The organism is Pseudomonas sp. CGJS7 (assembly GCF_036961695.1).
Genome location: NZ_JBAMDI010000067.1, coordinates 45387 through 57537 on the forward strand (window position 1 = coordinate 45387; position 12151 = coordinate 57537).

Below are 12151 nucleotides of genomic sequence, written 5' to 3' on the forward strand. Positions count from 1 at the left end.
CTCTTGCTTGAAATGTTTCGCGATCGTGTTGCCCTCACCCCAACCCCTCTCCCGTGAACGGGAGAGGGGCTCAAGCGAGGCGTTCCCTCTCCCGCCTGCGGGAGAGGGGTTCAAGAGTGGGAGAGGGGCTTTAGCGAAATGCGGCGAGCGCAATCGCCGTGATGCATTGCGCCATCTCCAGCGCGATCCACACACAAACAGGAATCCTTGCGCGCTCGCACAACCACATGCGCGCACGCGACTTTGGTCTTACTCCGCCTCCCCGCCCAACGCACCCGCGGCCGCAACGCCGCGCATGAACAGGCCACCCGCGTGATTGAGATCACGCAACCACGGGACAGGCGTACACGCCGCGCCAGGACAACGGTTATCGCCCGCAACCATGCTGCATCGCCGCATCGTGACCGTTTTGTTGACAGCGCTGTCATAGGCGAGTTACAAGCCTTTTCGCATTGCCGCGCGGCTCCGCAGGGGGCGTCCGCGCCGGATCCGCCCACGCCGCAAAAACACGATCGGCTCCGAAGCCGACTCCGGGGAGAGGTGTACCGATGACCGTGCGTAATCCTGGCTCGCGCCTGAGCTTCGCCATCTTCGCCGCGTTGATGCTCGGCAACGCCGCCGCCCAGGACGCTGCGCCCGCGCCGGCGCGCGAGTCGGACAAGGAGGCCACCGATCTGGACTCGGTGATCGTCACCGTCGAGCGCCGCGAGCAGAGCCTGCAGAAATACGCCGGCACCGCCCAGGCTTTGTCGCAGGACGATCTGCGCGGCCTGGGCATCAACAACGAACTGCGCCAGATGCAGGTCGCGGTGCCGGGCCTGAGCATCGCCAATCAAGAGGGTGCGACTGAGGTCTTCATCCGCGGCGTGGGTTCGTCCAACAACACCGAGCTCGGCGATCCCGGCGCGGCGCCGCACGTCAACGGCGCCTACATCCCGCGTCCGCGCGGTCTGGGCGCGATGTTCTACGACCTGGAACGGGTCGAGATCAACAAAGGCCCGCAAGGCACGCTGCGCGGCCGCAACGCGCTGGCCGGCACGCTCAATATCGTGACCAAGCGGCCCGAACTCGGCGGCGCGTTCAGCGGTTACGTGCAGGGCGAGGTCGGCAATCGCGAGCAGAAGGGCTACGAAACCGCGCTGAATTTCCCGCTCGGCGAGTACGCGGCGCTGCGCTTCGCCGGCTACCACGTCGAGAAGGAAGCCGGTTTCAAGAACGTCGGCGCGTGGCAGCACCTCAAGCCGGCCGGCATTCAAGACGACACCGCCGGACGCTTGTCGTTGCTGTACGAACCCGACGACAAACTGTCGGTGTTCGCCATGCTCGATGTCGGCCGCGAACTGGGCACCGGTTACCCGGGCGCCGGTGTGTTCGACGCGGCCAAGGCCGGGTTCAAGCCGGAAGACATCGACATGCGCTCGGTGATCTACAAGGGCGTGCAGGGCAAGGTCGACAACAAGCTGTGGGGCTTCCAGGGCACGGTCCGCTACGACTTCGGCGGAGTGAACCTGGAGTACAACGGCAGCTACCGCGACGTCGATTACTTCCAGATCAACGCCGCCGCCGAAGGCAACACCTGGCCGGGTCGCGATCTGCGCGAACGCCCGGCCGGCGAGCTGCAGGCCTGGGGCGGCATCGACTACGACAACTTCGGCACCAATTACCTGCAAGCGCGTTCGCAAGCGCAGACCCACGAGCTGCGTCTGTCCTCCGACGACGACGCGCGTTTCCGCTGGACCACCGGCGGTTTCTACTTCCACGAGAAGCAGCAAGTCGGCTTCATGGCCCTGGCCGACAAGGGCGCGTTCTATTCGGGCACCGAGTTCACCATGCCCGACGTGGACGGCAAGTCCTGGGCGGTGTTCGGCGACGGCACTTTCGACGTCAACGAGCGTCTGCGGTTCAAGGGCGGCTTGCGCTACACCGATGAGCGCAAATCGCGCGACGGCATCGGCGGCAACTGGACCATCGGCCTGGGCGGCGACGGCGGCGTGTTCCAGACCCGGTTGGGCACCGAGGGCTTCGTGCCGACGCTGTTGAACCGGCCCAGCTTCCACACCACCGGCCTGGTCACCGACGCCGACAAGGCGCGTTACCTGCTGGAAGGCATCGTCCGCGCCGGCGCGCGCGACACCCTGCAGCAGCAGCTGCAAGGCATCGTCGACGGCAGCCGCCCGAACGGCACCTGCATCGACCGTCCCGACATCGGCGGCAACACCGTCAACTGCCCGGCCAACGGCCAGCACAGCTTCATCGTGCTCGGCATTCCGTCCGAGCAGCACGGCTCCAGCGCCTTCGATTTCCTCGATTGGCGCTTGGGTTTCGAGTACGACCTGAGCGACCGAAATCTGCTGTACGCGACCGTCTCCACCGGCCACAAGGCCGGCGGTTTCAACGACAGCTTCAACGTCAACGTGATCCCGGAAACCTACAAGCCCGAGGAGCTGACCGCGTTGGAGATCGGTTCGAAGAACTCGTTCGAATTCTTCGGCCGCACCTCCACCTTCAACGTCAGCGGCTTCTATTACGACTACCAGGATCAGGTGTTTCAGGACCTGACCACGATCGCGTTCGACCCGGAAGGCAAGCCGAACGGTTTCGCCCTGGTCAACCGCAACGTCGGCAAGTCCGAGCTGTACGGCATCGAGGCCGAAAGCCGGCTGCGGTTCGGCGGCGGCTTCACCCTGGATCTCAATGCGCTGTATTTGAAGACCGAAATCAAGCGCGGCGTGGTCGCCGACGTGCGCAGCCAGGATTACGGCAACGGCGGCATCACCTCGCAGATCGACCTGACCGGCAACGAGTTGCCGCTGTCCTCGGAGTTCACCTTCAACGCGCGCTTGCAGCAGGCGATCGAGTTCAGCCGCGGCAGTTTCGACTGGCAGATTCTCGGCGCCTACCGTTCTTCGTTCTTCCTGACCCAGTACAACGACCGCGACGTGACCTTCCTGCGCGACGCCTCCGGCGCGGTGGCGCGGGTCGAGAACGCGGCCGTGGCCGGGTTTCCGGACAAGCAGAAGGGTTTCACCCAGGTCAATGCCGGCGCCGGTTTCACCACCCTGGACGGTGCCTGGCGCTTTGAGGTGTGGGGCAGCAACTTGACCAACAAGGACGTGTCGCAGAAGGCGCTGGTGGGTTCGGGCGTGAACACCCGCTTCCTCAACGACGCGCGCAGCTACGGCGTGCGCGTGCGCTGGAATTTCTGACGATGCATCGCGGCGTCCCTGCCTCGCCGTTCCGGTTCCGCGCATACCCCACGGTGCGCGGGTCGGAGCGGCGGGGTGTTTGTGAGGTGGGGGGGCGGGGCGAGTGAAGTGGGCTCTTCAGTGATGTACTGCGCAATACCGCGTATTTCCCAGTCCGTCATTCCCGCGAAGGCGGGAATCCAGGGCCTTTCGTGCGAGAACATTTGAAGTCGCTGGATGTTCGGCTCCGCCGAAGTAAAGCGGAGCCCGCTTTCGCGGGAATGACGGACCCAAAGTAGCGGCGCAACTGGAAACTACGAACAACAACCACAGGACCGCATGAAACTCCCACTGCTCGACACCCTGATCGTCCTGATCTACCTCGCCGGCGTCTTCGCCCTCGCGCAATGGGTGTCGCGCGAAAAGGCCGGGCACGAAAAAACCGCGAAGGACTACTTCCTCGCCAGCAAGGCGCTGCCGTGGTGGGCGATCGGCGCGTCGTTGATCGCGGCCAACATCTCCGCCGAGCAGATCATCGGCATGTCCGGTTCGGGCTACGCGCTGGGTCTGGCGATCGCGTCCTATGAATGGATGGCCGCGGCCACGCTGCTGGTGGTCGGCAAGTTCTTCCTGCCGGTGTTCCTGCGCAACGGCATCTACACCATGCCGCAGTTCCTGGAGGAGCGGTACGGCAACCGCATCCGCACCTTGATGGCGGTGTTCTGGCTGGGCCTGTACGTGTTCGTGAACCTGACCTCGATCGTTTGGCTGGGTTCGCTGGCGGTGGCGCAGGTCACCGGCATGGACCAGATGCTGGCCTTGACCCTGCTGGGCGCGTTCGCGCTGGCCTATCAGTTGTACGGCGGCCTGAAGGCGGTCGCGCTGACCGACATCGTGCAGGTGACTTTGTTGGTGCTCGGCGGCTTGTTGGTGGCCGGGCTGACCTTGAGCAAGATCGGCGACGGCGCCGGGGCGATCGCAGGTTTCCAGAAATTGATGGCCACCCATCCGGATCACTTCAAGATGATCCTGTCGCCGGACAATCCGCACTACAAGGACTTGCCCGGCATCGGCGTGCTGCTCGGCGGTCTGTGGGTCGCCCACGTCAGCTATTGGGGCTTCAACCAATACATCATCCAGCGCGCGCTCGCCGCCAAGGATTTGCGCGAAGCGCAGAAGGGCATCGTGTTCGCGGCCGGGCTGAAGATCATCCTGCCGATCATCGTGGTGCTGCCGGGCATCGCCGCGGTGATGCTGGCGCCGGGCCTGAAGCGCTCCGACGACGCGTATCCGGCGATGATGGAATTGCTGCCCAGCGGCGTGCTCGGTTTGGTGTTCGCGGCGCTGGTCGCGGCGATCGTCGCTTCGCTGGCGTCCAAGATCAACTCGGTGGCGACCATCTTCACCCTGGATTTCTACGCCAAGTACCGGCCGCAGGCGTCGGAGCGGCAGTTGGTGCGGGTCGGACGCATCACCGCGGCGGTGTCGATCGTCATCGCGATCCTGACCGCGCGGCCATTGCTGGGCAACTTCGATCAGGGCTTCCAGTACATCCAGGAATACACCGGATTCTTCACCCCCGGGATCGTGGTGATCTTCCTGTTCGGGCTGTTCTGGAAGCGCGCCAACGAAGCCGGCGCGCTGACCGCGGCGATCGGTTCGTTCGTGCTGTCGCTGCTGTTCAAGAAGTACCTGTGGACCGAGCTGCCGTTCGTCAACCGGATCGGTCTGGTGTTCCTGATCTCGGCCGCGCTGCTGGTGATCGTGTCGCTGGCCACGCGCACCGCCAGCGGCAGCGACCGTATCCGCAACGACGGCGTCAGTTACGCCACCGCGCCTTCGTTCAACGTCGCCGCGGTCGCCGTGCTGGCGATTCTGATCGCGCTGTACGCGTTGTTCTGGTGAGCGATCGGGCGCGCGCCGCGCGAGCTTGCCTCAACGCTGACCCGGCGGCGTTGCTGCCGCCGGGGCCGGGCGAATGCCGGCGCTCAGCGCCGGCGCGAGCGGCCCTTGCCGACCGGGCCGGTGGATTGGCGCAGCTGCAGCTCGTAACCGGCGGTGATCATCTGGCCGCTGTCGGGCGTCTTGATCCGCTTGAACAGCTCGTTGGTGGCCAGCCGTCCCATCTCGCGGGTGGGCTGGCGCACGGTGGTCAGCGGCGGATAGATCTGGCGCGAGATCGGGGTGTCGTCGAAGCCGCACACCGACACGTCGCCGGGAATCGACAAGCCCATTTCGCTGGCGGTGCGGATGGTGCCGGCGGCCATGTCGTCGTTGGCGGCGAAGATCGCGGTCGGCGGGTTGTCCATCAGCAGCAGGCGCTGGGCGCAGATCGCGCCGGTGTCGTAGTGGAAATCGCCTTCCACCACCAGCTCCGGATCGAACTCGATGCCGGCCGCGGCCAGGCCGTCGCGGTAGCCGTTCAAGCGCCACTGGCTGGCGCCGTGCTCGGGATGGCCCTTGATGTGGGCGATGCGGCGATGCCCCAGCGACACCAGGTGCGCCATCATCTCGCGCACCGCGCGCTCTTCGTCCAGGACCACGCCGATGCGGCCGGTGCGCAGCTTGGGCGAGATGTTGGCGTAGGGAATGCCGAGCTGGCCCAGCCGCTTCATCAGCCCGGGGTGGTCGGTCAGCGGCGGCGTCAGCACCAGGCCGTCGGCGCGCGAGTGCTGGATGATTTCGTCGACATTGGCCAGGAACTTGCGGTCGCTGTAGGTGACCGGCCCGAGCATCAGGTTGTAGTGCTGGGCGATGCAGGCATCGAGCATGCCGGCCTGCACTTCCATCAGGTAGTTGCTGGACGGGTTGTCGTACAGCAGCGCGACCAGGAACGAGCGCTGTCCGGCCAGGCTGCGCGCGGAGGGATTGGGCCGGTACTGCAGCTTGCGCGCGGCGGCCTCCACGCGCTTGCGCGTGTCCTCGCTGACGTTGGGCTCTTGGTTGAGCACGCGCGAGACGGTCTTCATCGACACGCCCGCCGCTTCCGCCACATCTTCGATGCGAACCCGCATAACCGGTCGTTTCCTTTACCGCGTGTTGCGCGCATTTTGCCAGAACGCGCGGCCCATACTCATCCGTTTCGCTCGGCCTTGGGTTTAGTCACACCCAAGCCGCGCATGACCTTTCAGACCACAGGAGCATTGCATGAACGCAGAGTCTAGCGCAGGCGCGCGCGGGGCGATTGCCTCGATCCAGCCGGCGAATCCGCGCCGCCGGCATCTGGTTTTCGCCCTCGCGCTGGCCCTTTCGACCGCTCCGGCGTTCGCCGCCGACGGCGCGCCCGCGCCGGCGGCGAGCATCGATCCGGCGCATTGGCCGGCCATGACCCCGCCGATTCCGCGCGATGCCGCACTGGAAAAACGCATCGCCCAACTGCTGGCCAAGATGAGCGTGGAAGAGAAGGTCGGCCAGATCGTCCAGGCCGACATCAACAGCGCCACGCCCGAAGATGTGCGCAAGTACCACATCGGCTCGGTCCTGGCCGGCGGCAATTCCGAGCCCGGCGGCATCTCCGAGCCGGGCGGCAATTACGCCGCGCCGCCGCAGGACTGGCTGGACATCGCCGACAAGTTCTACAACGCCTCGATGGACGACAGCGACGGCAAGGTGGCCGTGCCGATCATCTTCGGCATCGACGCGGTGCACGGGCACAACAATCTGATCGGCGCGACGCTGTTCCCGCACAACATCGGCCTGGGCGCGACCCGCAATCCCGAGTTGATCCGCAAGATCGGCGCGGCCACCGCGGCCGAGGTGCGCGCCACCGGCATGGAGTGGACCTTCGCGCCGACCCTGACGGTGCCGCGCGACGATCGCTGGGGCCGCACCTACGAAGGCTATTCGGAAGACCCGCGGGTGGTGGTGAGCTACGCCGCTGCGGCGATCGAAGGCCTGCAGGGCAAGGTCGGCAGTAAGCAATTCCTCGACGGCGCGCACGTGATCGCCTCGGCCAAGCACTTCCTCGCCGATGGCGGCACCTTTGAGGGCCGCGACCAGGGCGATGCCAAGATCGGCGAGGACGAACTGCGCGACATCCACGGCGCCGGTTACCCGCCGGCGTTGAAGGCCGGCGCGCAGACGGTGATGGCCTCGTTCTCCAGCTGGCAGGGACGCAAGATGCACGGCAACGCCGATCTGCTGACCGGCGTGCTCAAGCAGCGCATGGGCTTTGACGGCTTCGTGGTCGGCGACTGGAACGCGCACGGCCAGTTGAGCGGTTGCAGCAACGACAACTGCGCGGCGGCGTTCAATGCCGGCGTGGACATGCTGATGGCGCCCGACAGCTGGCGCGGCTATTACGACAACGCGCTCAAGCAGGTGAACAGCGGCGAGATTTCGATGGCCCGGCTCGACGATGCGGTCACGCGCATTCTGCGGGTCAAGCTGCGCCTGGGCTTGTTCGAAGCCGGCGCGCCGTCCAAGCGCCCGCTCGGCGGCAAGTTCGAACTGCTCGGCAGCCCCGAGCACCGCGCGATCGCCCGGCAGGCGGTGCGCGAGTCGCTGGTGCTGTTGAAGAACGACAACAACGTGCTGCCGGTATCGCCCAAGCAGCGAGTGTTGGTGCTCGGCGACGGCGCCGACAACATCGCCAAGCAATCCGGCGGCTGGACCTTGAACTGGCAGGGGACCGGATTGAAGCCCAGCGATTTCCCCAACGCGCAGTCGATCTGGGGCGGTTTGCGCGAGCGCATCGAGGCGGCCGGCGGGCAGGCGGAGTTGTCGCGCGACGGCAGCTACAAGAACAAGCCGGACGTGGCGATCTTCGTTTACGGCGAAGACCCGTATGCCGAGTTCCAGGGCGATCTGCGCACGCTGTCGTTCCGGCCCACGCGCAATCCCGAACTGGAGACGATCAAGCGGCTCAAGGCCGAGGGCATCGCGGTGGTGAGCGTGTTGCTGTCGGGGCGGCCGTTGTGGGTCAATCGCGAGATCAACGCCTCCGACGCGTTCGTCGCCGCGTGGTTGCCGGGCTCGGAAGGCGGCGGCATCGCCGACGTGTTGCTGCGCGATGCCAAGGGCGGCATCGGCCACGACTTCAAGGGCAAGCTGTCGTACTCGTGGCCGCGCACGGCGGTGCAGATCGTCAATGTCGGCGACAAGGAGTATTCGCCGCAGTTCGCCTTCGGTTACGGGCTGAGCTATGCCAAGGGCGGCAAGGTCGGGGTGTTGGCCGAAGATCCGGGCACGGCCGATATCGATCAGCGCTCGATGCAGTTCCTCGGCCGCGGCGCGTTGCCGCGCGGGTGGAAGTTGCGGGTGGATTCGCAAGGCAAGCGTGCGGACGCGATCAAGCCGCCGCTGGCGACGGCCGACGGCGCGGTCAGCGTGGCCGCGGTGGATTACAAGGCGCAGGAAGACGCGTGGCGCCTGGATTGGAAGGGCGATGCTCGGGTGGAGTGGGTCGCCGACGCGCCGGTGGAGTTGGTGCGCGAGACCAACGGCGATGTGCAGTTGCTGATTACGCTGAAGGTCGATGCGGTCGGCGCGGGCGATGCGACTTTGCTTGCCGGGTGCGGTCCCAAGTGCGAGGCGAAGCTGCCGGTCGGCGCGATTCTGCGCGGTTTGCCGAAGGGGCAGTGGCAGCGGATCGGCGTGCCGCTCAAGTGCGTGCGCGCAGCCGGCGGGGACATGGGCAAGTTGGAGGTGCCGTTCGGTCTGCAGGCGGGCAAGGGGACGTCGATCACCTTGCACGAGGTGGCGTATGGGACCGATGCGGAGCAGGTGGTGGATTGCAAGCGGCAGTGAGGTGACGTTTGCCCTCACCCCAACCCCTCTCCCGCTTTGCGGGAGAGGGGCTCTCGTAGCTTGCTCTTGCTCTTAGCCCCTCTCCCGCTTGCGGGAGAGGGGTTGGGGTGAGGGCAGCCCGCCAAATCACAACCTGGACAGTTTGTCCTGTGGCAGTTTGCCGCACTGCCCCCGTGCGCCGCCGGGTTTAGGATGCCGCGCATGAACGCAACGACCTTTTCCCGTGCCGTTCTCCACGGCACCGGTGCCGGCGGCCTGATCGTCGACGACGACGCGGCCTACGCCGTGACCCTGCAACGCAGTCTGGCCCGCCGCGGCATCCAGGCGCGCACCGCCGCCAACCTGCGCGAAGCGCTCGATCACGCCTTCGCCCAAGTCCCGGCCTTCGCCTTGATCGACCTCAAGCTGGGCAGCGAATCGGGCCTGCAACTGATCCGTCCGCTGCGCGAACTGCACGCGGACATGCGCATCGTCCTGGTCACCGGCTACGCCAGCGTCGCCACCGCGGTCGACGCGATCAAGCGCGGCGCCGACGACTACCTGCCCAAGCCGGCGAGCATCGCCGCGATCCTGGGCGCATTGGGCCTGGACTCGGGCGAAACCCCGACCACGACCGACGCGCCCGACACGATGACGCCGCTGCGCCGATTGGAGTGGGAACACATCCAGCAAGCGCTCAACGACACCGGCGGCAATATTTCCGCGACCGCGCGCCTGCTCGGCATGCACCGGCGTTCGCTGCAACGCAAGCTGGGCAAGCGGCCCGGACCCGAGCGGATCCTGGGCCGCGACTAGCCGAGCCGCACGCGCTAGTGTCCGGCGCCCAGCGCCCGCACCGGCGCCTGCACGGTCTGCTCGCTGCGCTTGCCCGCGGCGTCTTCGAACACCAAGGTGATGGCGACCTGTTGCCCCGCGGCGAGCGGCTGCTTCAGATCGATCAGCATGATGTGATACCCGCCCGGCGCCAGCGCCACCGCGCGGTCCTTGGGCAGATCCAGCGCGGCGATCTGGCGCATGCGCATCATCTGTCCCTGCATCTTCATCTCGTGCACTTCTGCGGTGTTGGCAACCGGCGAGCGCGCCGCGACCAGACGCAGATCGCGCGCCGCGGTCAAACGCATAAATGCGCCAGTGGCCTTTTGTTGCGGCACCGTGCCGCGCACCCACGGTTCCTGGATCGCGACTTGAGCGTGGGCGATGCCGGACAGGCTCAACGCGGCGACCGCGGCGAGCGCGAGAATTCGGTAGTTCATCGGCAGAGCGCCCTCACAGAATTTGACGGATGTCGTGCACGCAATCGGCCGCGCTTTGCTCATGCCGCAAGGCCATGCGCAGCGCGCCGCCGGCGTCGTAGACGTAGCTCAGCGCGGAGTGGTCGATGGTGTAGGTCGAGCCGGTCGGCACCTTGGCGTAGACCACGCGAAAGGCCTTGGCGGTTTCGGCGATGCGCTGCGGCGTGGCGGACAGGCCGATGAAACTGGGATCGAAGGCTTCGGTGTAAGTGCGCAGCACCTGCGGCGTGTCGCGTTCGGGATCCAGGGTCACGAACAGCACCTGCAGCCGATCGCCGTCGGCGCCCAGCAACTTGCGGATCTGCACCGCGCGGGTCAGCGCGGTCGGGCATACGTCCGGGCACAGGGTGAAGCCGAAGAACAGCAGCACGATCTTGCCGTGGAAATCGGCCAGCGTGCGTTCGCGTCCTTGCGGATCGAGCAGACGGAAGTCGTTGCCGAAACCGCTGCGTCGGCTCAGATCGATGCCGTGCAACGACAACGGCCGGTCGCGGCCGCAGGCCGACAGCAATGCCGCCGCGCCGAGACCGGCGAGCACGCGTCGACGCGAACGCGAGGCGATGAGACTTGGATGATCGCGCACGGCCCACCTGATCGATGCGGAAGGCCTGCATTGCAGCACCGACGCGATCGGCGCGGATGTGGCTCAGTGTCGCAGGACGCGCTCAGCGAGCGCATCGCAACGCGCACTTACAAGTCGCGCACCACCCAACCGCTGGGATGCGGCGATTGATCGGCGTCCAACGCCGCTTGCGCGACCGCGTCGGGCGATTGGCCGGCGCGCCAGGCCGCGGCGATCGCCGCCAGCCGTTCGCGGGTGGCGCGGGTGTAGGCGCCTTCGAGTTCGTTCTGCGCGTCGGAGGCGAGTTTCTGCGGGTACAGCGTGCGCGCGTCTTCGCTGCGGTTGAGCAGGGCGATCAGCCGCGACAACGCGGTGCGGAAGGTCTCCGCGCCCAGGGCGGTGCGTTGGGTGCGCTGCAAATGCCAGACCGTCAGGTATTCCACCGGGCCGAGCTGGCGGCGCGGGGTGGCGCCGAAGAAATGCCCCGACAGCGCGCTCACCGCGACCGGGCCGGTGGCGTCGGGCAGGCGGGTGGCGCCCCAGGAGCTGAGCGCGCCGCCGGGCAGGTCCATGCGCCGCAGCGCGGTGCCGAAGGTGTCCGCAAGCAAACGCTGGGCGCGCGCGTCGTCGCTCTCGGCGACCACGCCGAGCAGGCGGATGAACAAGGGATAGCGGTCCTCGCCGAGCCGCCGCACCACCCGCTTGAGCACGGTCAGCCGGTACTCCGGGTCGCTGTGCGCGGCCAGCGCCGAGATCAGCCGGTCGGCTGCGGCGCGCAGGGCTTCGGGCGAGGGGGCGGCATCGTTCACGGTACGGCGCGGGAGGGCAGCGAAGAAGCCGCTAGCCTAGCCCAGCGCGATCGTGCGCGGCTCATCGAGTCGAATCGATCGGCCGGGGTCCGGCTCAGGCGGTCAGCGAATCCAGCACCGCATCGGTGCCGCGGTCGGCGGCGGCCGACAGGTCCATGCTGCCGAGTTCGCGTTCCAGCCCGGCATCGCCGGCCAGCAGGCGCTCGCCGGCCGGAACGTCTTGCCAGGCATCGGCGTTGAGCACGGTTTCGCCGGCATCGACCGCGGGCGGCGCGTAGGCCGGGACGGCGTGGGCGATCGCGGCGCTGTGCTGGATCGGGTCTTGAGCGGCCGGCTCGCGACTGCGCAGGCTCTCGAGCGCGGCCTGGCTGTCTAAGCCAGTGCGGTCGATGCGCGAGTCGGGGCCGATGGTGCTCATGCGGGGCGGGTGGCGGGTGAAGTCGGGGGGATGGACGCAATGTAGCGCTCGGGGGCAAAAGGGCCAACTCGGGGTGACCCTAGGTCGGCCCAGCCCTGTTCATTCAGGGCCCCGGACCGGCCAAGGCCGGCCCCGGC

Annotated in this window: 9 protein-coding genes; 4 read left to right on the forward strand and 5 right to left on the reverse strand. The window is 67.0% G+C overall.

Annotation, left to right across the window (positions count from 1 at the left end; translation table 11 throughout):
• Positions 1-548: 548 nt before the first annotated feature.
• Entirely contained in the window at positions 549-3206 is a 2658-nt protein-coding gene (locus V7787_RS31380) for a TonB-dependent receptor (RefSeq protein WP_336091326.1), read from the forward strand.
• 318 nt (positions 3207-3524) lie between these two features.
• Positions 3525-5090, forward strand: coding sequence for a sodium/sugar symporter (locus V7787_RS31385; protein ID WP_336091328.1), 1566 nt, complete (start codon positions 3525-3527; stop codon positions 5088-5090).
• 83 nt (positions 5091-5173) lie between these two features.
• Here V7787_RS31385 and V7787_RS31390 read toward each other — a convergent pair whose 3' ends face one another.
• Positions 5174-6199 carry a LacI family DNA-binding transcriptional regulator gene (locus V7787_RS31390; RefSeq protein ID WP_336091329.1) on the reverse strand — a complete coding sequence of 342 codons (1026 nt, stop codon included), beginning with the start codon at positions 6197-6199 and terminating at the stop codon, positions 5174-5176.
• Positions 6200-6332: 133 nt separating this feature from the next.
• On the opposite strand from V7787_RS31390, the gene V7787_RS31395 reads away from it, so the two are divergent.
• Together V7787_RS31395 and V7787_RS31400 are read left to right on the forward strand one after the other, a co-directional pair.
• Complete coding sequence (locus V7787_RS31395) at positions 6333-8933, forward strand: glycoside hydrolase family 3 protein (protein ID WP_336091331.1); 2601 nt, start codon at positions 6333-6335, stop codon at positions 8931-8933.
• 201 nt (positions 8934-9134) lie between these two features.
• On the forward strand, positions 9135-9728 hold the full coding sequence (locus V7787_RS31400; RefSeq protein ID WP_336091333.1) for a response regulator transcription factor: 594 nt from the start codon (positions 9135-9137) through the stop codon (positions 9726-9728).
• A gap of 14 nt (positions 9729-9742) precedes the next feature.
• Here the strand turns inward: V7787_RS31400 and V7787_RS31405 are convergent, their stop codons facing one another.
• The 4 genes from V7787_RS31405 to V7787_RS31420 form a co-directional block, all read right to left on the reverse strand.
• Positions 9743-10186: a copper chaperone PCu(A)C gene (locus tag V7787_RS31405; protein WP_336091335.1), complete on the reverse strand. Its 444-nt coding sequence runs from the start codon at positions 10184-10186 to the stop codon at positions 9743-9745.
• Positions 10187-10199: 13 nt separating this feature from the next.
• Entirely contained in the window at positions 10200-10763 is a 564-nt protein-coding gene (locus V7787_RS31410; RefSeq protein WP_336091337.1) for an SCO family protein, read from the reverse strand.
• A gap of 152 nt (positions 10764-10915) precedes the next feature.
• Positions 10916-11596, reverse strand: a complete 681-nt coding sequence (locus tag V7787_RS31415; RefSeq protein WP_336091338.1) for a hypothetical protein — start codon at positions 11594-11596, stop codon at positions 10916-10918.
• 94 nt (positions 11597-11690) lie between these two features.
• The gene (locus tag V7787_RS31420) at positions 11691-12014 is read right to left on the reverse strand and encodes a hypothetical protein (RefSeq protein ID WP_336091339.1); all 324 of its coding nucleotides are present in this window, start codon (positions 12012-12014) and stop codon (positions 11691-11693) included.
• Positions 12015-12151 lie beyond the last annotated feature (137 nt).

Excerpts from the sequence above, each read along its gene's own strand:
- V7787_RS31380 (WP_336091326.1), top strand. The coding sequence starts at position 549 with ATGACCGTGCGTAATCCTGGCTCGCGCCTGAGCTTCGCCATCTTCGCC.
- V7787_RS31385 (WP_336091328.1), top strand. The coding sequence starts at position 3,525 with ATGAAACTCCCACTGCTCGACACCCTGATCGTCCTGATCTACCTCGCC.
- V7787_RS31390 (WP_336091329.1), bottom strand. The coding sequence starts at position 6,199 with ATGCGGGTTCGCATCGAAGATGTGGCGGAAGCGGCGGGCGTGTCGATG.
- V7787_RS31395 (WP_336091331.1), top strand. The coding sequence starts at position 6,333 with ATGAACGCAGAGTCTAGCGCAGGCGCGCGCGGGGCGATTGCCTCGATC.
- V7787_RS31400 (WP_336091333.1), top strand. The coding sequence starts at position 9,135 with ATGAACGCAACGACCTTTTCCCGTGCCGTTCTCCACGGCACCGGTGCC.
- V7787_RS31405 (WP_336091335.1), bottom strand. The coding sequence starts at position 10,186 with ATGAACTACCGAATTCTCGCGCTCGCCGCGGTCGCCGCGTTGAGCCTG.
- V7787_RS31420 (WP_336091339.1), bottom strand. The coding sequence starts at position 12,014 with ATGAGCACCATCGGCCCCGACTCGCGCATCGACCGCACTGGCTTAGAC.